General features: G+C 53.9%; 14 protein-coding genes, 7 tRNA genes, 2 rRNA genes and 1 pseudogene (1 of these 24 running past the window's edge). 6 read left to right on the plus strand and 18 right to left on the minus strand.

The features are described from left to right. The first annotated feature begins 2 nt into the window (after positions 1-2). On the plus strand, positions 3-770 hold the full coding sequence (locus MKZ07_RS15865) for an ABC transporter ATP-binding protein (RefSeq protein WP_036690577.1): 768 nt from the start codon (positions 3-5) through the stop codon (positions 768-770). Then, on the plus strand, positions 742-2,625 hold the full coding sequence (locus tag MKZ07_RS15870) for an FtsX-like permease family protein (protein WP_036690579.1): 1,884 nt from the start codon (positions 742-744) through the stop codon (positions 2,623-2,625). The genes MKZ07_RS15865 and MKZ07_RS15870 overlap by 29 nt, the downstream gene beginning before the upstream one ends. A gap of 104 nt (positions 2,626-2,729) precedes the next feature. Here MKZ07_RS15870 and MKZ07_RS15875 read toward each other — a convergent pair whose 3' ends face one another. The 6 genes from MKZ07_RS15875 to MKZ07_RS15900 form a co-directional block, all read right to left on the minus strand. After that, positions 2,730-6,497 carry an Ig-like domain-containing protein gene (locus MKZ07_RS15875; protein ID WP_341026482.1) on the minus strand — a complete coding sequence of 1,256 codons (3,768 nt, stop codon included), beginning with the start codon at positions 6,495-6,497 and terminating at the stop codon, positions 2,730-2,732. Positions 6,498-6,632: 135 nt separating this feature from the next. Next, entirely contained in the window at positions 6,633-8,183 is a 1,551-nt protein-coding gene (locus MKZ07_RS15880) for an ABC transporter substrate-binding protein (protein WP_036690581.1), read from the minus strand. A gap of 38 nt (positions 8,184-8,221) precedes the next feature. Continuing rightward, the gene (locus MKZ07_RS15885; RefSeq protein ID WP_036690583.1) at positions 8,222-9,106 is read right to left on the minus strand and encodes a carbohydrate ABC transporter permease; all 885 of its coding nucleotides are present in this window, start codon (positions 9,104-9,106) and stop codon (positions 8,222-8,224) included. Between the two features lie 15 nt (positions 9,107-9,121). After that, on the minus strand, positions 9,122-10,108 hold the full coding sequence (locus tag MKZ07_RS15890; RefSeq protein WP_036690585.1) for an ABC transporter permease: 987 nt from the start codon (positions 10,106-10,108) through the stop codon (positions 9,122-9,124). A 249-nt stretch (positions 10,109-10,357) separates the two neighbouring features. Next, a complete protein-coding gene (locus tag MKZ07_RS15895) occupies positions 10,358-12,667 on the minus strand; it encodes a helix-turn-helix domain-containing protein (protein ID WP_341026483.1) in 2,310 nt (769 codons plus the stop codon). Between the two features lie 33 nt (positions 12,668-12,700). Then, positions 12,701-13,447, minus strand: coding sequence for an SGNH/GDSL hydrolase family protein (locus MKZ07_RS15900; protein WP_341026485.1), 747 nt, complete (start codon positions 13,445-13,447; stop codon positions 12,701-12,703). A gap of 134 nt (positions 13,448-13,581) precedes the next feature. Here MKZ07_RS15900 and MKZ07_RS15905 point away from each other — a divergent pair, with 134 nt between their 5' ends. Then, complete coding sequence (locus MKZ07_RS15905; RefSeq protein ID WP_051493140.1) at positions 13,582-14,448, plus strand: helix-turn-helix domain-containing protein; 867 nt, start codon at positions 13,582-13,584, stop codon at positions 14,446-14,448. An 18-nt stretch (positions 14,449-14,466) separates the two neighbouring features. Here MKZ07_RS15905 and MKZ07_RS15910 read toward each other — a convergent pair whose 3' ends face one another. Then, positions 14,467-15,378: an AraC family transcriptional regulator gene (locus MKZ07_RS15910; protein WP_036690588.1), complete on the minus strand. Its 912-nt coding sequence runs from the start codon at positions 15,376-15,378 to the stop codon at positions 14,467-14,469. 131 nt (positions 15,379-15,509) lie between these two features. On the opposite strand from MKZ07_RS15910, the gene MKZ07_RS15915 reads away from it, so the two are divergent. Together MKZ07_RS15915 and MKZ07_RS15920 are read left to right on the plus strand one after the other, a co-directional pair. Further along, a complete protein-coding gene (locus MKZ07_RS15915) occupies positions 15,510-17,501 on the plus strand; it encodes a beta-galactosidase trimerization domain-containing protein (protein ID WP_341026486.1) in 1,992 nt (663 codons plus the stop codon). A gap of 43 nt (positions 17,502-17,544) precedes the next feature. Then, positions 17,545-17,750 (plus strand): annotated as a pseudogene (locus tag MKZ07_RS15920) (VOC family protein); the annotation flags it as partial. Between the two features lie 25 nt (positions 17,751-17,775). On the opposite strand, the gene MKZ07_RS15925 reads toward MKZ07_RS15920, so the two are convergent. Next, positions 17,776-18,660 carry a LysR family transcriptional regulator gene (locus MKZ07_RS15925; RefSeq protein WP_036690591.1) on the minus strand — a complete coding sequence of 295 codons (885 nt, stop codon included), beginning with the start codon at positions 18,658-18,660 and terminating at the stop codon, positions 17,776-17,778. Between the two features lie 141 nt (positions 18,661-18,801). Here MKZ07_RS15925 and MKZ07_RS15930 point away from each other — a divergent pair, with 141 nt between their 5' ends. Next, positions 18,802-19,749, plus strand: a complete 948-nt coding sequence (locus tag MKZ07_RS15930; protein ID WP_036690593.1) for an NAD(P)-dependent oxidoreductase — start codon at positions 18,802-18,804, stop codon at positions 19,747-19,749. Between the two features lie 73 nt (positions 19,750-19,822). On the opposite strand, the gene MKZ07_RS15935 is transcribed toward MKZ07_RS15930, so the two are convergent. From MKZ07_RS15935 to MKZ07_RS15980, 10 genes are all read right to left on the minus strand, one after another. After that, positions 19,823-19,901: transfer RNA gene (locus tag MKZ07_RS15935), tRNA-Leu, on the minus strand. A 65-nt stretch (positions 19,902-19,966) separates the two neighbouring features. Then, positions 19,967-20,043, minus strand: a tRNA-Arg gene (locus MKZ07_RS15940). A 6-nt stretch (positions 20,044-20,049) separates the two neighbouring features. Further along, positions 20,050-20,124: transfer RNA gene (locus tag MKZ07_RS15945), tRNA-Gly, on the minus strand. A gap of 142 nt (positions 20,125-20,266) precedes the next feature. After that, positions 20,267-20,344: transfer RNA gene (locus tag MKZ07_RS15950), tRNA-Asp, on the minus strand. A 5-nt stretch (positions 20,345-20,349) separates the two neighbouring features. Next, positions 20,350-20,423, minus strand: a tRNA-Met gene (locus MKZ07_RS15955). Positions 20,424-20,462: 39 nt separating this feature from the next. Then, positions 20,463-20,538 (minus strand) — tRNA-Val (locus tag MKZ07_RS15960). Between the two features lie 73 nt (positions 20,539-20,611). Next, positions 20,612-20,686, minus strand: a tRNA-Glu gene (locus tag MKZ07_RS15965). Between the two features lie 189 nt (positions 20,687-20,875). Beyond that, positions 20,876-21,292 (minus strand): AAA family ATPase, encoded by a 417-nt coding sequence (locus MKZ07_RS15970; RefSeq protein ID WP_341026490.1) that lies wholly within the window; start codon positions 21,290-21,292, stop codon positions 20,876-20,878. A gap of 83 nt (positions 21,293-21,375) precedes the next feature. Further along, a 5S ribosomal RNA gene (gene rrf, locus MKZ07_RS15975) occupies positions 21,376-21,492 on the minus strand. Between the two features lie 127 nt (positions 21,493-21,619). Continuing rightward, positions 21,620-23,711: ribosomal RNA gene (locus MKZ07_RS15980) — 23S ribosomal RNA — on the minus strand; it runs 837 nt beyond the window's last position.

The following is a 23,711-nucleotide window of genomic DNA, read 5'->3' on the forward strand; positions in this document are numbered from 1 at the left end:
TTATGCTGGAGGTTCAAAAGGTCAGTAAAATCTATGAAGGAAACGTGGCCTACCGGGCCTTGACCGACATTGACTTAACCATCGCAGCCGGAGAATTCGTGGGGATTATGGGACCCTCCGGCAGCGGAAAAACAACGCTCCTGAATATAATTGCCACCGTGGACGTTCCGACTACCGGAAGCATTAGGATCAATCATAAGGACACGGGCAAGCTGGACAAAAATGAGCTGGCAGTCTTCCGCCGCCGCGAGCTGGGCTTTGTCTTTCAGGATTTCAATCTGCTGAATACCCTGACTGTCGAAGAGAATATAGTGCTGCCGCTGACCCTGGATGGGACCCGGGTTAGTGAAATGAAGCAAAAGGCCCGGGACATTGCCGAGAAGCTGGGGATTGGCTCCATTATGAATAAACGCACCTATGAGATCTCCGGCGGACAGGCTCAGCGGACTGCGATCGCCAGAGCCATGATTCATGCTCCGAAGCTGCTGCTGGCCGATGAGCCTACCGGAAATCTCGATTCCAAGGCAGCCAAAGATGTGATGGATCTGCTGGAAACGCTCAACCGGCAGCAGTCCACAACGATGATGCTTGTTACTCATGACGCTGTAGCCGCCAGCTATTGTCACCGCGTGGTATTCATTAAGGACGGCAGGCTCTATACAGAGATCCACCAGGGGGATAACCGCCAGAGCTTTTTCCAGAAAATTATTGATACACTTTCGCTGTTAGGGGGGTATAGCCATGACGTTCCGCCAGTTCGCATTCCGTAACGTCTCCCGGAACAAACGCCTGTACACCGCCTATTTTCTCAGCAGTATGTTTACGGTAATGGTCTTCTTCACCTTCTCCATCTTCGCCTATCATCCGGTACTGAGCGGGGAACATATTCAATCCAGTGCGGCTCTTGCTCTTTCGGTCTCCAAATGGGTGATCTATGTGTTCTCCTTCTTCTTCGTGCTCTACTCCATGAGCGCCTTCCTGCAATCGCGCAAGCGGGAGTTCGGGCTGATGATGATGCATGGCATGACGGTCCGGCAGCTGCGGCGGATGATCTTTCTGGAGAATATGATCGTCGGGTCAGGCGCGACGGTCAGCGGCATTGGACTAGGCCTTATCTTTGCCAAAGGAATTCTGCTTGCCGGGGAGAATGTGCTTGCGCTTAATGAGCCACTGCAATTCTATTTCCCGTTCAAGGCGATGGTGCTGACACTGATCTCCTTCCTGCTACTATTCGTCCTGATCTCCCTGTTCATCTCTACGGTGCTGCGCAGCGGCAAGCTGATCACGCTCATCCATTCAAACCGTCAGCCCAAGCCGGAGCCGAAGGCCTCGCTTCTGCTGTCTTTGCTGGTGGTAACGCTGCTGGGAATCAGCTACTTCCTGTCCCTTCGGGCGAGTGGTCTGAGTGTGGTGTTGTTGCTCGCGCCGGTGGTCATTATGGTGTCGATCGGTACCTATCTGCTATTCACACAGCTCAGTGTGTACCTGATCCGTAAGCTGAAGGCGCGTGAGCAGCTATTCTGGCGCAGAACCAATATGCTGCTGCTCTCTGATCTTTCCTACCGGATGAAGGACAACGCACGTTCCTTTTTCCTGGTCGCCATCATCTCTACCGTATCCTTCAGCGCGATAGGAGCCCTGTACGGATTCCAGTCGATGATAAACGGAGCGCTTACGCAGAAGAACCCTTATCTGTTCACCTATCAGTCCCTGGACGGGGACAGCAAGGCACAGTCCCATATACAGCTAATTGACCAAAGCCTGGGCAAAGCCGGGATTGCTGCCGAAAAAATGAGTCTGAAGCTTAACTATTATAAGGCTGCAGATAGCGTCCAGACACTGGTTCTGGTGAAGCAATCCGAATACAACAGCGTAGCCGGGCTGCTGGGGCTAAATCCCATCCGGCTTACCGCAGGGAAAGCAGCCGTTGTAGATTTCGGCCTGTCCCGCGAGGGGGAAGACATGCTCAATCAGCCGGTCGAGCTGCAGCCAGGAATCGTCATCGAGGCGGATCAGGCTGTCGTATCTTGGGCCGTACGGGGAGTCAGCGGTTATTACGTCGTCCCCGATGAGTGGACCCGCAAGCTTGGACAGCCGCTCAAAGTGAGCCGTTATTATGCATGGCACGGTGCGATTGGACAGCCGGGAGCAGAGAAGGCAGGTGCAAAGCTGACGAATGAGCTTCCCTATGATGAGCAGTATATTTTTTATGCGCTCGAGTATTTAACCTCCAAGACCAATGACAGCTTTGGCCCCGTGATGTTCATCGGTTTTTTTGTCGGAATCGTATTTTTTGTCTCTGCCGGCAGCTTTCTCTATTTCCGGCTGTACAGCGATCTGGATGAGGATAAGCAGAAGTTCAAGGCCATCTCCAAGCTGGGGCTGAGTGACAAAGAGCTGGGCCGGATATTGAACCGCCAGATCAGCCTGCTCTTCTTCGCCCCGATCGTTGTCGCGCTTGTGCATGGAGCCGTTGCCCTTACCGCACTGTCACATATGTTCCAATACTCCATATTCAGGGAGTCCCTGCTTGTGCTGGGCCTGTTCTTCTTCATTCAGGTGATCTACTTCTTCATTGTCCGCCTGTTCTACACGAGGCAGATCCGGTCGGCGCTGGCCGGATAGACGGCCGCGCAAGGCAAAGAAGCCGCCCCGTAAGGGAGCGGCTTCTTGCCGTATCCATGATTTATCTCTAATCGCACCGGTCCGCAGAAGAGCACCCATTCCCCTTATGGCATCACCGAGAACGTGATGTCGTCGAACAGCAGATAGGCGAAGCCGGTGGTGTAGAAGCCCACCTTGCCGGACGGGCGGTGGCCCGGATCGCTGCCGGAGAGCCTTGGTGCGCCGTCTACAAATACGGCGATGTCCCCGCCCTTCGCCGTTACCTTCACCGCATACTCCGTATCCGGCTGCAGGTCATGTCCAGGCAGCACAGTCTCGGTCAGCTTCTGCCAGGCCGTGTCATACAAGATCCAGGCCGAAGATCCATCTGCGCGGGTCCGGTACCCGATACGGGTAGAGCCACTGCTGTCCTGGCGGTCGAAGATGTATAGGATGCCGTTATCCGGCATCACGACGGGCGTCTTCAGCTTGAACTCCAGCTGATAGGCGGTGAAGCTGCGGTCGAGCAGTCCGGTGGCACCGTTCAGCAGCTTATATCTGCGGTTGCCGTCCGAATCAGCGGCAATGCTGCGGTTCGGGTCCACCGGCCAGCCGTTGCCCCCGTTCTCGAAGTCTGTCTCATGCATGATATTGGAAACCGTTACGGCAATATCGGCTGTAATCAGCGGATTGGCCGTTGAGACCACCGTGATCACGGTCTGTCCTTCATATACGGCGCTCACAACGCCCGTACTGTTCACTGTTGCTACAGCCGGGTTAGCAGACTGCCAGGTCACCCCAGTATCCGGCGTATCCGCAGGATCGAAGGAGACTTGCAGTTGCTGCTGCTCCCCTGCGGCCAGACGCACGTTATTCTCTGCCGGAATAATCCCGGCCAGCGTTGTCGTCAGCTCCCTGAACTGAATGTCATCGAAGTGCATCTGGCTGACATTGCTGACATAGAAGCCAACCTTCCCTTCCGCATTATGCCCCGGGTCATTGCCCTTCAGGCGGAACGCTCCGTCCAGATAGACGCTGATATCGCCGCCCTTCACCAGCATGCCGACCGCATATTCCGTATCCGGCTGCAGGTCATGCCCCGGTAGCTTCACTTCCTTTAGCACCGTCCAGGCAGAATTGTACAGCAGCCAGGCGGAGCTTCCGTCCGCGCGGGTCTTATAGCCGATCCGGGTAGAGCCGCTTCCGGCCTGGCGGTCGAAGATATACAGAGTCGCGTTATCGCCCATCACCGCCGGGGTCTTCACCTTGAAACTCAGCTCATAGTCTGAGAAGGATTTGGGGCTAAGGGCGGAGGCTCCGTTCAGAATCTTATACCAGCGGTTCGTGCCAATCTTCTCAATGCTGCGGTTCGCATCCTGCAGCCAGCCGTTCGCGCCGGACTCGAAATCCGTGAAGTCCATCACGCCATCGCCGGCCTCCACATGAACCGTAACCGTCGCACTCAGCAGCGGATTCTCCGCCGAAGCCACCGTGATTACTGTGGTCCCTACCGTCCGGCCGGTCACGGTTCCTGCCCCGTCCACTGCCGCGATAGCAGGATCAGCCGAAGTGAAGGTCAAGGCCGGATTATCCGCATTCCAGGGGAGAACCGCCGTCCGCAGCTTCACCGTTTTCCAGCGGTCTACGGTAATTTCACTGTCATAGACACTGACCCCCTGCACGGGATAGCTGTCCGCACCGGCTGTCGTACCTGCCTTACCGTTAACGCCGATCTCGCCGAACGGAATGTCCGGGAAGCCGGGAATCACATCATATACATCCGCATCCGGCCGCAGCGACAGATCGCCTCCCGCCAGGTCGGTGAAGCCCGGATCACCCGCAGTAACCCAGTTATTAGCATACTGGACCAGGCCGAACTTGTCATAAGCCCCGTACACATTGGTCGTTACACTGCGCGGAACCGACGGGTTGTAGATAACATTGCCCTGAAACGTATTGGTGTCAGGATAATAACGGTTCTCCGTGAAGAAATCCGCCAGCTCGGGATATTTGGCCAGATAAGGCGTTCCGGTGAAATTATTATTCGCCGCGAACAAGGCCTGCCACTTCGGCATATAATTCAGCGGAACCTGATCATCCGGCTCATCGCCCAGGAACATATCCGCATAGTCATACGGAATTTTGCTGTCAATGAAGATATTGTTACGGGTCAGGATATGGGCGCCGCCGTTATTTTTAATAGCGGAATTACCCATCTTGTAAAAGATATTCTCGTCAATAGTCAGACCCATCGTGAAATTGTCCGGGTATACGCCCTCTACACCCGCTTTGCTCTCCCCGATGTTATGGAAGTAATTACGGCGGATTACCGTTCCCCGCTCATGGGGCTGTTCCCCCGCGTTCATATAGATCGCGCCGAGATCCGAGAAGGTCGTGCATACATCATAGATCTCGTTGTATTCCACGTTATGATCATTGCCGAAGATCAGCACGCCGGGATGCGGTGCGTCATGCAGCTCATTGTGCGACATGCGGTTGCCCACGCCGGACAGCAGTACTCCGGGATTATAGGCTTTGTGATAGTAGGCAAAATCGTGAATATGCGAATTCTCCACCCTGTTGTTCCCCGGGGCAAGCGTCGTTTTGTTGCCCCCAGTCAGCGTGACGGCGGTGCCGCCGATATGATGAATATGCGTGCTGACAACGGCGTGATCCGTTCCCGGTGCCCCTTCGAAGTTATTGTAATAGAACCGGCTCTGGGTATTGACCAGCACCCCGCTGTTGGTGAAATTGCGGATCTCGCTGTTCAGAATACGCATTTGCTTGCCGCCCATGAACACCGCTGCGGAATCGCGGCCGTTCTCCAGCACCAGCTCTGAGAAGTCGATGTACGAGGCGTTCAAGGCGTTGATCATTGGACTCTTCAGCATCGTGACTTCAATATCCGGATTCCCGGCAGTAAATTCCGCGTTCGGCAGAAAATACAGCTTCCCGGCCTGGCGGTCAATATAATATTCGCCGGGCATGTCGATCTCCTCCAGCAGATTCTGCGCAAAGTGGAAATCCGGGTACCAGTTTTTGAAGATCCCGCTCATCTCCCCGTAGCGGAGAGTGATGCTTTTGGCAGCCGTATCAATGGAAGCAATCTTGTTGTACGACCATTCCCAGCTATAACCGAAGATCCCGTCCAGCCAGATGTCGTCAGCCTGCGTCCAGTACTGGGGACGGTCATACGTGTAGGTGAAGGTTCCGCCTCGCGTATGCACTTCGCCGTTCGGGTCCTTCCGGGTCGGGCCAGGATCAAGAATCTCATCCATCTGGACCGTGCCTTCATTCGGCCAGCGGGCCAGTGTCATGCCCTGCCCGGCCACGTACAGCTCCATCGGCGGCACCTCGCTCAGATCATTGGCCAGATAATACCCGTGCCGGCTGAGCTCGCCGTAATCGGTAATGCCGAGCGCTCCCAGATCGGCGGCCAGCACCTTCGTTCGCGCCTCCGGGCTGATGATCCGGCTGAGAATGGCCGTGTCGGTAACCGGAACGAAGGCTGACTTGGCGAGTTGGCGGGAGCCGGACAGCGTGACCTCCTCTCCCGGATAAGCCGTATACGTGACGGGCTTGTCAGCTTCGCCGGAGTCCTGTTCACGCAGCTCGAAGCTGGAGGTCCGCTCATACCTTCCTTCCCGCAGATACACGGTGACTCCGCCGTCCGGCAGTCCATCCTCCGCCTTCAGCGTACGGATCGTATCGCGCGCCTTCTCAAGACTCTGGAATGGGGCATTCAGCGTCCCAGAGTTGGAATCGCTTCCATTCGTAGCCACATAAAAAGCCGTCCCGGACGTTCCCCCCTCCGCATAGGCAGGGACTTCAAACGGCAGAAACGGCATCAGCAGCAGACTGGCTGCAAGGGCAGCAAGCAAACTTTTTTTCACCAAGGCTCCTCTTCCTTTCAACGTAGGATGTAGGGGCTTGCGCCAACTTCAGTTTGGCGAAGCCCCCCATGAGCAGCAGGTTTCTCCGGTTTTCCTCAGCCGTGTAGATCTATTCTGTGTCCTTACACCTTACCCTTACTTCTTCAGACCTTTATCCTTAAGGAATTGTTCGAATTGTTTGGTAACTTCCGCCACGTATTTCTCTTCGCCGGCTTCCTTCAGCTTGCCATAGAGCGCAGGCCAGGTTTCTTCAAAATCAAGCGTACCGGTCACCAGTCCCCGCTTATATTCCCCCCACACCGCATTCAGGTTGGCGATTTCGGTATTCACCGGCTCGGAATTGAACTTGAAGGCACCGACCGGATTTACCTCGGAACCGGAATTGATCTTCTTGGTCTCTTCCCACACATTCTCCGGCTGTCCTTCCTTCAGGTAGGAGTTGAATACGCTGCCAAACACCCAGTCCATATTCGGCAGGTAGCGGGAATCCGCTTTGGCCTTAATGTACTCCCCGTCTGCCTTATCATAATGCTCACCGGCAATCCCGTTACAGAGCAGATTGTACAGCTCCTTGTCGGTATTCACCAGATTCAGGAACATCATCGCGCGCTCCGGATTAGGGGCCGTACGGCTGATCGATTGGTTGGTTGTAGCCGAATAACCGTTGGAGAACCAGTCGCTGAGCGGAACGGTGATGACGTCATTGCCGCCGTTTTTGGCCTTCACCTCAGCCTCGACGCCCGGCTTCAGCGTCACGTTGAAATCGACGGCAATCTGGCCTTTGGCGAGGTAATCATTCGCTTTTTCGGTAGCGGCATCCTTGTAAATATAGCCATCCTTATACCACTTGCTGGCCAGCCGGAAATTGTCCAGTTCTTCTTCCGGGTACCGCTGGAGCGTATACGAGGGATCATCTGTCTTAATATAGAAATGGTCATCCAGACCCGGAACTACCCAGTACTTGTCATCATGCGACTGCGGATTGATGAAGGAAGTGCCGAATACGCCAAACGGAATGATATCCTTCTCGTTCTGCTTAATCTGGGCCAGGAATGGCTCGATGTCCGCTATTTTTTTGATGGAAGCGGTATCAAGTTTGTACTTGTCAGCGAAGCGCTTCTGGATGATGAAGCCATACCGGGAGCCGTTGATCTGCTGGTTCGGAATACCGTAGATCTCCCCGTCCACCGAGAGGCCATCCCACATCACCTGCGGCACATCCTTCTTCAGCTCCGGCGCATACTCGTCAAGCAGCTTATCCATCGGCTGAATCGCTCCCTTGCGCACCAGCTCCTCCGGCTTCAGCATATAACCGGTCCAGAGAATGTCGAACTTCTCGCCTGCCGCAAGCACGGTGTTCATCTTCTGCACATAGTCCCCGATTGCTACAGGCATCAGCTTCACGGTGGCGTTGATCTTCGCCTTCGTAATCTTATTCACTTCCTCCTGCACCTTATCCTGGTCTGCCTGCAGCTGCGACAGCGGATAATACCAGGTCAGTTCGACCGGCTTCAGCTCGCCGTCCTTCCCGGATTCCGGTGCCGCGCTCTGCGCAACCCCCGTTCCGCTTCCTTCCGTACCTGTAGCAGCATTGCCATTGCCGCCGTTATTGTTCCCTCCGCAGCCTGACAGCACGGATGCAAGCAGCATTACGGATGCCAATACGCCAACCAGCCCTTTTTTCATGTGAGTGACCTCCTGTACTTAGTACATGTAATTGTATGTTAACCCTTTAGGGAGCCAACCGTAAGCCCTTTGACGAAAAACCGCTGAAAAAACGGGAAGATGACCAGCATCGGTCCGCCGGCCAGTACGGCAATAGCCATCCGCGCGGAGCTGTTTGGGAAGCTGCTCAGGTCAATGCCAAGCTGTCCGGTAAATTCCGAGTTCGTCGTGAGAAACTCAATACTGTTGAGTGTCCGCACCAGCAGCAGCTGCAGCGGTACCTTGTTCGGATCGTCAATGTACAGCATCGCGTTGAACCATTCGTTCCAGTAGGTGAAGGATATCAGCAGACCCAGCGTAGCCAGGGCAGGCGTCGAGAGCGGCAGAATAATCCGGAAGAAAATGCGGAACTCCCGCGCCCCGTCGATTTTGGCCGATTCAATGATCTCCAGCGGAATCTTGGACATGAAGCCCTTCATGACCATAATGTTGAACGGCGACAGCAGAATCGGCAGAATCAGCGCCAGCAGGCTATCCTTCAGATGCAGGTACTGAGTAATGAGAATGTAGGAGGGAACGAGACCCCCGCTGAACAGCATAGTGAAAAAAACATAGAACGTCGTCGCCCGGTTATACCGGTAATCCTGCCTTGAAATCACGTAGGCGGTCATCGCGGTCAGCAGCAGTCCAGCCAGCGCGCCGATGATCGTCACCGTGAACGTAACGCCATAAGCCCGGAGCAGGATATCGGGAGCGTCCAGCAGATAGCGGTAGGCATCCAGACTGAAGGATGAAGGAATGAACTGGTACCCGTTCTCGGTCAATGACTTCTCATCCGTCAGCGAGACAACGATGACCAGCAGGAATGGCAGAATCACCACCAGCGACAGCACGATAAACAGCAGATTAATGAACAGCTTCGAGAATTCAAATTTTTTGCCCACGCTTCGGGCACCTCCTTACCACAGGGAATTATCGGGATCGACCTTGCGCACAATTCCGTTAGCTGTCAGCACCAGCACCAGACCGACAACCGACTGATAGAACCCGGTAGCCGCAGACATACTCACATTGCCGACCTCACGCAGCGCACGGTACACATAAGTATCAATGATATCCGTAGAGCCATAGAGAAAACCGGAGTTATTCGGGATGAAATAATGCAGGCCGAAATCCCCACGGAACATGTTGCCGATCGACAGAATCAGCATAATAATGATGATTGGGGCCATCAGCGGGATCGTGATTTTGAAGGCCATTTGCCGCTTGGTTGCCCCGTCGATCCGCGCCGCCTCGTAATATTCACTGTTAATGCCAATAATGCCGGCAAAATAAATCAGCGTGTTGAACCCCACCACTTTCCACAATTGAACCAGAATCAGAATGACCGGCCAGGGTCCGGGATTCTGGTACCAGCTCACCGGATTTAGCCCGAAGGATTCCAGCGTGCGGTTGATGAAGCCGTCAGAGTGGTTCAAGAAGGCATAAGCCACATAACCCACAAGCACCCATGACAGGAAATGGGGCAGAAACAAGGCCGTCTGATAGAACTTGCTCCACTTGGCCTTAATCTCATTCATCAGAATAGCCAGCAGCAGCGCCGCTGAGGTGCCTATCAGAATATAAGCGGTGTTATACAGGACCGTATTCCTTGTAATCCGCCACGCCGTGTCCGTAGTGAACAAATAACGGAAGTTATCCAGCCCGACCCATTTACTGCCGAAGATCCCGAGATCATACCGGTAATTCTTGAAGGCGATAATCAGACCAATCATCGGAATATACGCGAAAATCAATTTGTACAGCAGTCCCGGCAGCGAGAGCAGGAACAGCTCCCGGTTGCTTTTGAAATGGGCCAGCTCCCTTCGGAGCCAGGATTGTCTGCGCGTGGCCGGCGGCGCTCCTGAACTTGCCTGCTGTTCCGCCAGCGGAACCTTATTCAACATAACCTTGAGCCCCTTCCTTTCCTTCCTTAGCTGCAGCTGTTTGCCTGTGTCCCAGGCTTTGCACGACTAACATAGCGCAGAATCAGGCCGCTGCGTTACTGTACAATTGCAAGAATGCTGTAAAGCCGGGCTGTATTGTTACCAGATTCCTGTCTAGAGGGGGCAGACTTCTGCACGGCACAGCAAAAAGCCCGCCAAATGAACAGTGCTCATGTAGCGGACCCTGCCTTACATATTGGGAAAGTGGAATCATCTGCTGCGGTCAATGGCTGATTTCAGGCGGTACTCCTTCGGCGTGGTGCCATAGCAGCGCTTGAACAGGCGGTAAAAATAACTCTCGTTCCCGAACCCGACCTTCTCCATAATCTCTGTTACGGTGAAATCCTCTTGCTCCAGGTACTTCTTGGCACTGGCCAGCCGGGCGGCGTTGATCTGATCCACCACGCTCGTGCCTTCCTGCGCCTTGAACACCTGGCCCAGATAGACCGGATTCATCTTGAGCATATCGGCAATCCGCTGCACATTCAGGTCAGGATCGGCGTAATGCTTGTCAATAATCTCCTTTACCGTGTCCGCGAGCAGCCGGTTCTTGTCCTCGCGCCCGCTCCTGCGCTGCTCGGCAACTTCCCGCACCACCTCCAGCAGGACCGTCTCCATCTCATCCAGCGTCTCCTTCTCCAGAATCCGGCGGTTGATCGCCTGCAGGTTAAGCGAGACCGGATTGACACTCCGGCTGTTCATCTCGGCAAGCGTCTGGCTCAGAGTCACGGCCAGATGAAGCACCGCTGAATACATATTCTCGTAGCTGAAGCCGCCAAGCAGCGCCCTCCACTTGCGGATCGTCTGCTCGGTCTCTGCCAGATCTCCGCCCTTCAGTCCCTCCGTCAGCTGCCGCTCCAGCTCCTGCGGAATGCGCAGCGCTTCATTCTCTTCATTCGCCCGGAGCATCTCCGGCTCAAGCACAGCACCTTTGCCGTAGATCATCCGGTAATTGGCGTGGCGCTGCGCCAGATTATAATGCGCCGTGATGCTGCGGTAATCCGTGAAGACCTCGCTTAGCGTGACTGTAAAAGTAATATGATAATAGTTGCCGATCGTCTGCTGGAGCTCCCTGAACCGTTCCTCGAGCTTCGCCAGCTCCCCGTCCGCACTCCCGGCAATGAAGACCAGATGCCCGCTCTTCATATCTGCAGCTTCACAGGAGCCCTGAAGGCGCAATAATTCCTGTCCGATGTTGGAGATGGCGAAGTACAGCAGCGATTCCATCGGCAGCCCCGGCTCTGCCGCCAGCCCCTGCAGGTTGTCGATCTGCACGAGCGCCAGCCGGAGAGGGGACGGATAGGCAATATCGATGCCGTGCTGCTCCCTAAGCTGCAGGAAGGACTGCTCATCCAGACTGTGGCTTGAAGCGATCAGGCTGCGGAGCTGATAGAGCTTGGCAATATTGGACTGCGAGGCCCGCTCCAGCTCCAGCCCCTTCAGCTTACTGATCATCTCCGTAAGATTGGCTGCAATGAGCGACAGCTCATCCTTGGCCTGCGGCGCGGCCCGCACATCCCCTGGAACCAGAGTCAGCAGCTGGCCTACCGGTTTATACAGCCGCACCGCGAAGAACACAGATAACAGCACGGCCAGCAGAACGACGGACAGCGTGACCGCGATCTCCGTCCATTTCATCTGCCGGACGCTGCCCAGCACCACATCGTAATCCTGCATGCTGATAATCTGCCAGTTGTTCAGGGCTTTGCTCAGATAAGTCACTTTATATTTCCTGCCGTCATGACTGTAGTTGAAGGAATCCAGCGGCCTGCCCGAAGCGCTGATCCGCGGCAGCAGCTCTCCCTTCAGGTTAAGCCCTTCAGGAACCTGCCCGCCGGTTGCGATCAGCACCTCACCGTCGGTATCGGTCACGAATAACACATCATTCTGCCGTTCCGCCACTTGGTTAAGCGCTTTCATATTATCGAGCATCCATCCCGGCTTTACCGTGAGGATCAGCACATTGTCATTGATTGAACCCAAGGTATCCCCGTCATACAGGAAGAAGGCAAAGACATCAATCCCCCCGCCCTTGCCGTCCAGGTCGAGCGGAATGAGCTGGAGCTTCGGCAGATCTGCCCGGGAATCCATATAGTTCTGCAAGGAGCTGTACAGAAGACTATTGTTAATCTCATGGTTCAGCGACGAGAAGAACCGGTGCTGGGCCCCATTATAAAAGACGGCCGCATGCAGGTACGGAGAGGCTGCGACCGTATGATTCAGCCGCTCAATCTTGAGGATGCTCTGCCTGTAATCAGCGCCGGACTTCAGCGCCAGCATCTCCTCGTCATTGTACAGGGAGACCGCCAGATCTTTTACAATCCCGTTCATGTTCTCGATATTGTAATTGATCTGGGTCAGCAGCTTGCGGTCCGCTTCATTCTGGAGGCTGAGCACCTTGTTGCGGGCACCCGAGTTCATCAGCAGCGAAGCTACAGCCAGAATGGCAACAACAAGCATAAAGCTGAGTAGGATCCGCTGCAAGTATTTACGCGAACGGATCGTCTGCAGTACGTTCATGTGATCCCTCTCCCGGCTCTTAAGGTGTCCTTACTATAATCCCGCGCCAAAATACTTGTCAATCTGCAGTTCCGGCTCCCCGCCGGACAATTCCCGGAGCAGCGTCCGTGCGATCACCCGGTGCCCCGGGGAGTCCGGATGGATACCGTCTCCATATCTGTAAGCGGTGTTCTGCGAGCGCTCATGCCGGATCAGCTCCAGCACCGGTGTACGCAGATCAATCACTTTGTCCGCAGGGCAGCCCCCGGATAGCAACCAATCCGCATAATGCTCCAGCACCTGATCGTAGTCCTTGTATGGCGCCAGATAACTGAAGTCCGCCGCGTCTGCGGGCTGTAGCTCCCCCTTCATGGACAGGGCATCGAACGGCGGAGGTGTCATGAGTACGATCCCGGCTCCAGCTTCACCGACCCGGGTGCTGAGTGCCAGCATACCCGCCTGATAAGCAGCGAACCGCTCTTCCGAGAAGGGATGATAGATTCCGTCATTCATGCCATAGCAGGCTATAACCATATCAGGAGCAGCCTCCGCCAGCTCTCTGGCCAGCCGCTCATGCACGCAAGGGCGCGGATAGGGATGCGCCGCCTCGCTCAGACCCGAGACCGTCTCGCTGGGTACGCCGGATGGAATCAGCTCGGCGGTCCACTCCGGCCGGTGCATGTTCAGCCATTCCCGGATCAACCGGATATATTGTCCGTCAGCTGTAATGCTGTCCCCGAGGAACAGTATCCGGGGGGTTCTGTTATTCCGTGTGATTCTATCCTTAAGTATATTTCGCATTTTTTGCCCTCCTGACCTTGGCCCAGGGTTCCCTGCCCGGCCACAGCCAGGCCGGTACACCCGCCATCCTAATGGTAGCGCCGCCCGCGTCTTTGCGCCTTGACGATCCCGACCTTCTTTAGCATAATATGGCCATGACTACCAAAATCCTAGCGCGGGATATCGGCCTTGAGCCGGGTTTTACCTTCAGAATCCAGAAATGCCCGCTGACCCATGATTACTACGTCCACAGCCATGATTTCTCGGAGCTTGTCGTTATTCTGTCAGGACACGCCATACACATCATTGAAGGGAGAGAGGTGCCGGTCAAGGCCGGACAGGTGTTTCTAATCCACAGCAACGTTTCCCATGGCTACAAGAATGTTGACGGAATTGAATACGTGAACGTAATGTTCCAGCCGGAGCAGCTGCTCCAGCAGTCCGAGCTGAGGCTCCTGCCCGGCTTCCAGGCCTTATTCTATATTGAGCCGTTCTACCGGAAGGAGATGTATTTCAAGGGGATGCTCTCGCTGGAAGCCAGGCAGCTCCGGGAAGCTACCCGGCTGTTGGATGAGATTCTCGAGGAGCATGACCAGCAGCCCGAGGGCTACCGGCTGATGATCCGTACCTACTTCACAGCCTTGGTAGGAATGCTCTCCCGCTATTACCAGAACAGCAGCAGTCATGAGGATAACAAGGCGCTGCGGATCGGGGAGACCGTTACCTACATCGAAGAACACTTCCTGCAGCCAATCACGCTGCAATCAATGGCGGACCGCGCCTATATGTCCACCCGCCAGTTCCTGCGGGTCTTCACCCGTAACTACCAGACCACTCCTATGGATTATGTCATCCGTAAGCGGCTGGATTATTCCTGCACCCTGCTGCGCAGCCCGGGCCTGAGCATCTCGCAGGTGGCGTTGGACAGCGGCTTCCATGACCAGAATTATTACTCCCGCCAGTTCCGCAAGGTATTTAACTGTAGTCCCAGCCAATACCGCGGGCGGATGCTGGGCTCCTGACCGCTGCCCGGGCGGTGCTCAGCCCTCCCCCGGACCGGTAACGGCAGCAGCCTCATCCCGCTGGCGCAGCCGCTGCCGGTAGGCTCCGGGGGTCACTCCGAATCTGGAGCTGAACAGCCGGGTCATATAATTGGGGTCCTGAATGCCTACCCGTTCAGCAACTTCCGAGATGCCCAGTACCGTACCGCCCAGCAGCTTCTTCGCTTCTTCCAGACGCAGGTGCAGCACATACTGCAGCGGCGTGGTGCCGATATGCTGCTTCATGCATCTGGTAATATAATCAGCCTGGAAATGCAGCTCCTCTGCAAGCCCCGCCAGATGGAACGGCTCCCGCCAATGCACCGCCAGATAGGCTGCGGCCGCCCGGGCCAGCCGGACCGCCGGCTCCGGCGGCTGAGCTGTACGCTCACATTCCGCCTGAAGCGCCGCCAGCAGCCCGGCCAGCAGCAGATGAAGCCGCATGGCATTCTCTGCACTAAGCCGGTTATGAAGCTCGTTCATCTCCTGCAGGATCGGCTCCAGCCCCTCCAGATCAACGGCTGCGAACTTCGGCAGATACAGCCGCTGCTGCACCGAAGGCTCCTCATCCTCCACCGTTCCCTTTGCCAGTAGTGTAGACCAAGGGATATCCCCGCGCCGGATATATGCCGGTTCAGGTGCATGAATGAAATGCACCCAGTAGATCTCCGTATCCTCTTCACAGGCACGATATCCGTCATGATTCAATCCAGCCTCAAGCAGCAGCACCATCCCCGGCCCTACCGCATATTCCTTGCCCGCTTCCATCATATAGAGTGTTCCCTGCTTGACCAGCAGCAGATCATATACACCGAAGGTGCGGGCGAAATGCCGGTCGCCAGGTGACCAGACGGCATGCCCCACCGTGACAAACTGCGGCAGCGGCGGAATTGGAAACTCCAGGCATAGCATGATGCCTCCTCCCCTCCAAAGTCGGTTTTGTGCTATTCCAAGTCTATATTAACACTGGCAGATCCCGCATTAAAGAGGTACAGTGACTGGGAATCTTCTTTTCATTCCATTCCATAAGGGGTTGAGTATCCATGCGTTTTCGTCAGGTTCATCTTGATTTCCATACCTCAGAAGCCATTCCCGGCATTGGCCGGGACTTCTCGAGAGCCCAGTTCCAGTCCATGCTGCGTACAGGTCATGTAGACTCTGTCACCGTGTTCTCCAAATGCCATCACGGCTGGGCCTATCATCCTAGTGAAGCCAATGAGATGCACCCCGAGCTCACCTTCGACTTGCTGGGTGAAATGATTGAGGCTGCCCATGAGATCGGAGTCCGTACACCGGTGTATTTATCAGCCGGCCTGGACGAGAAGCTGGCCCGCCGCCACCCGGAATGGCTAATCCGCGACGCCGAGGACCGGACCCGGTGGGTGAAGGATTTCATGACACCGGGTTACCACGAATTCTGTATGAACACGCCTTATCTGGACATCCTGCTGGCCCAGATTCATGAGGCGGCTTCCCGCTACGATGCCGACGGCATCTTCCTGGATATCGTTGGTTGCCGTAAATGCCGCTGCCAATATTGCGTCACCGCTCTGCGGGCTGCGGGCCAGGATCCCCGCGATGAAGCTGCCGTCATCGCCCTCGGTGAGCAGACTTATCTGAATTATGCCCGCCGTGTTCGGGAGACCCTGGATGCCGTGAAGCCCGGCCTTCCTGTCTATCATAACAACGGCCATCAGCAGCGGGGACGCCGTGACCTCGTGCAGGTCAACAGCCATCTGGAGCTGGAGTCCCTGCCCACCGGAGGCTGGGGTTATGATCATTTCCCGTTGTCCGCACGCTATGCCCAGACGCTGGGCATGGAATTCCTCGGCATGACCGGCAAATTCCATACCTCCTGGGGGGAGTTCGGCGGCTATAAGCATCCGAACGCGCTGCGGTTCGAGACTGCGCTTAGCCTGGCCCACGGTGCCAGATGCTCCATCGGTGACCAGCTCCATCCCTCCGGCCTGATGGATGAAGCGACTTACACCCTGATCGGCGCTGCCTACAGCGAGGTCGAGGCGAAGGAGGAATGGTGCAGCGGGGTCACTGCTGTGGCCGACATTGCCGTCTTATCGCTGGAAGCGGCACGGGAGGCCTGTCCCGGCGGGCAAGCACGCAGAGGGGAGCATAATCTGGCTGACGCCGGAGTGGTCCGGATGCTGACCGAAGGGCATTACCTGTATGATATCGTAGATACATTCAGCGATTTTAGCGCGTACAAGGTGCTGATTCTCCCGGATGAGGTATCTGTATGGCCTGAGCTGGCTGATGCCATAGAGAGCTTCACAGCTGGCGGCGGCAAGGTGCTGGTTACCGGATGCTCGGGATTAAATCTGGCCGGGGATGCATTTGCCCTGGACCTGGGAATCACCTGGCTTGGAGAGAACCCGTACCAGCCCGCGTATTTCAAGCCCTATTTCACTCCAGGTGCGCTATTGCCTGCTTCTTTTGTCATGTACGGCGAAGGCCAGCTAATCGAATTGCAGGAAGGACAAGGAGAGGCGCTCGGACATCTGGAGAACCCTTATTTTAACCGTGACGTCTTCACCTTCTGTTCCCACCAGCACACACCTGGCGCCATGGAGAACAATGGTCCGGGAATGGCCCAGAGCAGGGGCGGAATCTATATTGCCTGGAAAGTATTCAGCGAGTACGCCGAAGCGGGCTCTCTTATTCTGAAGGAGCTGGTGCTGCATGCCCTGTCGCGGCTGCTGCCTCAGCCGTCACTGCGTACGAATCTGCCGGCCCGCGGCATAACGACCCTGCAGTATCAGCAGGCAGAACAGCGTTATGTGAATCATCTGCTCTATGCTGCCCCTTCCCTGAAGGGCCGGATTGAAGTCATTGAGGACCTCGTACCGCTCCATGATATTACAGTCAGCCTGCGGCTCCCGTCTCCCGGACCCGTCCACCGGGTCTACCTGGCCCCGGCCATGACAGAGCTGCCGTTCACGTTCAACCAGGATAGCGAGATTACCTATACCCTTCCTTATCTGGAGAATCACCAGATGGTAGTGGTTGAGCTGGTGTAGATTAGGTCCATTTATAGTAAAATAATAAGAGCTGTACCATTGCCTAGAAATCACATTAGTTGAAGATCTCTATCACCCGAGCAGGAGAAAAGATGGGTCGTAGTCTCCCCTCCCGGATCAGCAGGCGCTACCCTTCTGCTGGCCCGGGCGTCGAAGCCTGAACAGGAGCCCTTTATCGGCAATCAGGCAGGCGGCCGGGTATTTCTTTTTCTGAATACGGACAACTTCTGGAGAGATTATCACAAAATGGGATTGTATAACACAGCAGGCCAGGTCATTGGACTCCAAATGTATCTCGCAGATAGTTATCAAGAATCTGAAGGGGCTCGTGTAACGCCTGGTTTGGAAACTTATGAGTGACCTTATAGCCTACTCTGGGGGGCACTGACAGCGCCAGCTTCTGAAGAACAAATTCTCCCATCCCCATCATATGGACGCCAATCGAAGCAGGCACAATCGTCCATTGTCTGGCATTCGTCAAAAAAGTAGTGATGAGTCCCGCTGAGTCCAGATGTACACGGGACGGACACAGCGGGTCCCACCACTGGTCATGTCTGAATTGAAACTCCCGATTCCAATTGACGAGGACCTCATGCTCTGCCGCCAATTCTTCCATTTCTACCGTATCTCCAGCCTGCCGCCCTGTTACAGCCAAGCGCAACAACACCATTTCTTCAGTGAAAAACGGTTGAACAGTAACGCTAGGCGACACAATTTCCCGTACCACAAACGCCACATCCATCTCACGCCGCTCAATACTATCAAAAGCCTCCTGCGTATGCTGCGTACGAATTTGCAATCGGATGGACGGAGTGTGCTGATTAAGCATTCTATATACCGGAGGCAAGACGAAGTGGCTTATACTTTCGGCAGCGCTTATGGCCAGACTTAACTGCGAACCATTCGCCTTTAAAATTTGAGTTTCCCTCCAGAGCGCCTCCCATCTTTCCGCAATACTAAAAAAGTTCTCCCCTTTTGGGGTCAGGCTGATTTTGGCTGCCCCTTTTCTTCGCTCCACCAATAGGCCGCCCATCCCCTGCTCTAAAGTCTTTAGCCGGTAGCTTACCGTTGCTTGTGACAGGTGCAGCATGTCTGCCGCTTTACTTATACTCCCGGTCCTTACGATAGCTAAAAATGCCTCTATCCCAGGAAAATACATCGAATACCTCCTCAATATATAGAAAATATTAATATAGTTCACAAAACATTTGCGTTTTACAACATTATTCTTTATGTCTAAAATTATCATTAACACAGACAAGGGGTCAAATAACCCACGTTATGAAAAGGTGGTTTAGCCATGAAGATTCTCATCGTTGGTCATTTTAACGAAACTGCACAATTAAAGATTACCGGGTATTTTCCGCAAGACTGGAACGTTGTCATTGTCCCGCCCGGACAAGATATGCTGCATCATATTGAAGATTGCCAGGTCCTCATTCCTGAACATATCCAAGTGGACCCTAGCCTGCTCGCCAGTGCCAAAAAATTAAAATTGGTACAGACAGGTGCAGGCTATGATAATGTCGATATCCCTGCCTGTACAGAGCTCGGCATTTGGGTGGCTAATGCGGCAGGAGTGAATGCACAGGCCGTGGCCGAGCACGTAATGGCACTAATGCTGGCTTATTATAAAAACATACCGTTTCTTGATCATTTCATGAAAAACAGGATGAATGAACATCAGTTGGAGTACACAGGGAGTGAACTAGAGGGCAAAACCATTGGGATTATCGGTCTGGGTGCTATCGGAAAGAAAGTCGCTGCGTTTTGCAGCGCTTTTGATATGAAGGTGCTGGCTTATGCAAGAAAGACCGTAGTACAGGCTGACGATTCGGTGACAATGACGGATCTCGATACTCTTCTAAGCACATCGGACATCGTAAGTGTACATGTTCCCTTGACTGAGCAGACCAAGCATCTGATCAACCAGACGGCATTTCAAAAAATGAAGAGTAGCGCTCTGTTCATCAACACGGCCCGCGGCGGGATTGTTAATCAGACAGACTTGATTGACGCATTAAAAAAAGGTGGGATTTCCGGCGCCTGCCTGGATGTGTATGAATCCGAACCGCTTCCCTTAGATAGTGAGCTCCGCACTCTGGGCAATGTGGTCCTTACTCCCCATACCGCAGGAATGCCTGACGGCCGGAAATTCCACAAAAAAAGATACGATTTCTTTATAGATAATATAAAACGTGTGCAAAACGGGAAAGAGCCTGAAAGCAGGCTCAATCAGTTATTATAAGTTTCGGTGCAATAAAAATACAAAAAAAGGTTTATGACATTGTACGAAATACAATGTCATAAACCTTTTTTAATACCGGCGAGAGGACTCGAACCTCCACGGTTTCCCACTCGATTTTGAGTCGAGCGCGTCTGCCATTCCGCCACGCCGGCTTAATATCATATATATCCACAATGGATAATTAAATTTCAGATGAAGACATTCAATAAAATAATAATGGCGCGCCCTGAGAGATTCGAACTCCCGGCCTTTTGATTCGTAGTCAAACGCTCTATCCAGCTGAGCTAAGGGCGCAAAATATGGAGCGGACGACGGGAATCGAACCCGCGACCCTCGCCTTGGCAAGGCGATGCTCTACCGCTGAGCCACGTCCGCACACGGTATGTATTCAACTGCTTCAATAAAAATGGCGGAACCGACGGGATACTCTTCACTCCGTTACGAGATTGCGAAGTATTCCTTACGATGCCTATGCTTCAACGAACCCAGGGATTTCTCATCCCTTGCGCCATAAAAATGGCGGAACCGACGGGATTCGAACCCGCGATCTCCTGCGTGACAGGCAGGCATGTTAGGCCAACTACACCACGGTTCCAAATATTGCGGGGGCAGGATTTGAACCTGCGGCCTTCGGGTTATGAGCCCGACGAGCTACCGGGCTGCTCCACCCCGCGTCAGTAATAGATATTCTTTTCTGGCTTACAAACTCTGCATGGTGGAGGCTGAGGGGTTCGAACCCCCGACCCTCTGCTTGTAAGGCAGATGCTCTCCCAGCTGAGCTAAGCCTCCATCGAAGAAGCAACTTAATGATCATAACACATTTACATGAGATATACAACCATTAATTTTTCAAAGATGAATGTGGTGACTCGTATGGGATTCGAACCCATGTTACCTCCGTGAAAGGGAGGTGTCTTAACCCCTTGACCAACGAGCCAGATAAGCAAACAATCTTTCGACAACAAAAAGTATTATATCAAATAAAATAGTATAATACAATAGAAATATTATTGCTCTATTCATTACTTACTGGATTCTCCACCAAGGCCATAATAATCTCTGCAACCTCGGAAACTGATTTATGTTCAGTATCTACGTCGTATGCGAAGAGTTTACTCTTGAGCCCCTAAGACATGTCTCCATCTGTAAAGCGGCCCAGGAGTCCTGGCCCTTCACCACGGCTCTCCAATCTCCTGTGTAAGGTCTCAGAGGAAGCAGTCAAGTTAAAATGACGGACATCCCGTCCCTCACTTCTCAGCCTGCCCACAATCTCTATGAAATACTCTTCTTTCACTAGTGTCATAGGTACAATAATGGTTCCGCTATAGCCTGAATCCAGGTATGTCAGCATCGAACAGGTAAAGTCACGCCAGAGCGTATGGTGCTGAAAATCAGCTTCTGACATCTCGGCAGGAATATTGTCCCTGATATAAAAACGGGCATTTTCCGGATCAAATACATACGAATGTGGAATTCTGCGTTGGAGTTCATTTGCTATATGTGTTTTCCCTGATCCAAAGGCACCATTAAGCCAGATAATCAAGCTGGCACCTCCATCATAGACTTTAATGGTAAACACAAACACAAACAAAAAACCACCATTGATAATCAACAGTGGTCTTGAGTGCTTGGCAACGTCCTACTCTCCCAGGACCCTTCGGTCCAAGTACCATCGGCGCTGGAGGGCTTAACGGTCGTGTTCGGGATGGGTACGTGTGGAACCCCTCCGCTATCGCCACCAAACATGCGTCTGTGAAACAGACGCTGCCGCTAGAAATTCGGTTCATCACGAATGTGTGAATGAATTTCGTTGCGTTCAGGAACTTGATTCCTGAAAACTGAATCCGAAACAAATCTGCGTGTTAGAAATTTGGATAAGCCCTCGACCGATTAGTATTGGTCAGCTCCATGCATTGCTGCACTTCCACCTCCAACCTATCTACCTCGTCGTCTTCAAGGGGTCTTACATACTGGGAAATCTCATCTTGAGGGGGGCTTCACGCTTAGATGCTTTCAGCGCTTATCCCGTCCGTACGTAGCTACTCAGCCATGCTCCTGGCGGAACAACTGATGCACCAGCGGTACGTCCATCCCGGTCCTCTCGTACTAAGGACAGCTCCTCTCAAATTTCCTGCGCCCACGACAGATAGGGACCGAACTGTCTCACGACGTTCTGAACCCAGCTCGCGTACCGCTTTAATGGGCGAACAGCCCAACCCTTGGGACCTACTTCAGCCCCAGGATGCGATGAGCCGACATCGAGGTGCCAAACCTCCCCGTCGATGTGGACTCTTGGGGGAGATAAGCCTGTTATCCCCAGGGTAGCTTTTATCCGTTGAGCGATGGCCCTTCCATGCGGTACCACCGGATCACTAAGTCCGACTTTCGTCCCTGCTCGACTTGTAGGTCTCGCAGTCAAGCTCCCTTATGCCTTTGCACTCTGCGAATGATTTCCAACCATTCTGAGGGAACCTTTGAACGCCTCCGTTACTCTTTAGGAGGCGACCGCCCCAGTCAAACTGCCCGCCTGACACGGTCCCCGTACCGGGTTACGGTACTAGGTTAGAACCTAGATACGATCAGGGTGGTATCCCAACGGCGCCTCCGCAGAAGCTTGCGCTCCTGCCTCTACGGCTCCCACCTATCCTGTACAGATCGTACCCAAATTCAATATCAAGCTGCAGTAAAGCTCCATGGGGTCTTTCCGTCTTGTCGCGGGTAACCTGCATCTTCACAGGTATTAAAATTTCACCGGATCTCTCGTTGAGACAGCGCCCAAGTCGTTACGCCATTCGTGCGGGTCAGAATTTACCTGACAAGGAATTTCGCTACCTTAGGACCGTTATAGTTACGGCCGCCGTTTACTGGGGCTTCGGTTCACAGCTTCGGGTTTAACCCCTAACCACTCCCCTTAACCTTCCAGCACCGGGCAGGCGTCAGCCCGTATACTTCGCCTTACGGCTTCGCACAGACCTGTGTTTTTGCTAAACAGTCGCTTGGGCCTTTTCACTGCGGCCCCCTCGGGCTATTCACCCTACCGAGGCACCTCTTCTCCCGAAGTTACGAGGTCATTTTGCCGAGTTCCTTAACGAGAGTTCTTCCGCGCGCCTTAGAATTCTCTTCTCGCCTACCTGTGTCGGTTTGCGGTACGGGCACCTTCTCCTGACTAGAGGCTTTTCTTGGCAGTGTGAGATCATGACCTTCGCTACTATAATTTTCGCTCCCCATCACAGCCTGGCCTTAATAGTGTGCGGATTTGCCTACACACCAGCCTCACTGCTTAGACGGACATCCATCAGTCCGCGTCACTACCCTCCTGCGTCACCCCATCGCTCATAGCGGATTACGGTGGTACAGTAATTTCAAACTGTTGTCCTTCGACTACGCCTTTCGGCCTCGCCTTAGGTCCCGACTTACCCTGAGCGGACGAGCCTTCCTCAGGAAACCTTGGGCTTTCGGCGGATCAGATTCTCACTGATCTTTTCGTTACTCATACCGGCATTCTCACTTGTATGCTGTCCAGCGCTCCTTACGGTACACCTTCAACCTACATACAACGCTCCCCTACCCCAGATGCAAAGCATCTAGCCATAGCTTCGGTGGTGTGTTTAGCCCCGTTACATTTTCGGCGCAGAGTCACTCGACCAGTGAGCTATTACGCACTCTTTCAATGGTGGCTGCTTCTAAGCCAACATCCTGGTTGTCTGTGCAACTCCACATCCTTTCCCACTTAACACACACTTGGGGACCTTAGCTGATGGTCTGGGCTGTTTCCCTTTTGACAATGGATCTTAGCACTCACTGTCTGACTCCCGGCAAGAAGTTAATGGCATTCGGAGTTTGACTGAGCTTGGTAACCCTTGCGGGCCCCGCACCCAATCAGTGCTCTACCTCCACCACTCCATTCACCGAGGCTAGCCCTAAAGCTATTTCGGGGAGAACCAGCTATCTCCGAGTTCGAT

Source organism: Paenibacillus sp. FSL P4-0338 (genome assembly GCF_038002365.1).
Taxonomy (GTDB): Bacteria; Bacillota; Bacilli; order Paenibacillales; family Paenibacillaceae; genus Paenibacillus_AQ.

Bases quoted from the DNA above. Each gene is read 5' to 3' on its own strand.
- MKZ07_RS15880 (WP_036690581.1), bottom strand. From the start codon at position 8,183: ATGAAAAAAGGGCTGGTTGGCGTATTGGCATCCGTAATGCTGCTTGCA.
- MKZ07_RS15895 (WP_341026483.1), bottom strand. From the start codon at position 12,667: ATGAACGTACTGCAGACGATCCGTTCGCGTAAATACTTGCAGCGGATC.
- MKZ07_RS15905 (WP_051493140.1), top strand. From the start codon at position 13,582: ATGACTACCAAAATCCTAGCGCGGGATATCGGCCTTGAGCCGGGTTTT.
- MKZ07_RS15930 (WP_036690593.1), top strand. From the start codon at position 18,802: ATGAAGATTCTCATCGTTGGTCATTTTAACGAAACTGCACAATTAAAG.
- MKZ07_RS15870 (WP_036690579.1), top strand. From the start codon at position 742: ATGACGTTCCGCCAGTTCGCATTCCGTAACGTCTCCCGGAACAAACGC.
- MKZ07_RS15890 (WP_036690585.1), bottom strand. From the start codon at position 10,108: ATGTTGAATAAGGTTCCGCTGGCGGAACAGCAGGCAAGTTCAGGAGCG.
- MKZ07_RS15910 (WP_036690588.1), bottom strand. From the start codon at position 15,378: ATGCTATGCCTGGAGTTTCCAATTCCGCCGCTGCCGCAGTTTGTCACG.
- MKZ07_RS15900 (WP_341026485.1), bottom strand. From the start codon at position 13,447: ATGCGAAATATACTTAAGGATAGAATCACACGGAATAACAGAACCCCC.
- MKZ07_RS15915 (WP_341026486.1), top strand. From the start codon at position 15,510: ATGCGTTTTCGTCAGGTTCATCTTGATTTCCATACCTCAGAAGCCATT.
- MKZ07_RS15865 (WP_036690577.1), top strand. From the start codon at position 3: ATGCTGGAGGTTCAAAAGGTCAGTAAAATCTATGAAGGAAACGTGGCC.
- MKZ07_RS15925 (WP_036690591.1), bottom strand. From the start codon at position 18,660: ATGTATTTTCCTGGGATAGAGGCATTTTTAGCTATCGTAAGGACCGGG.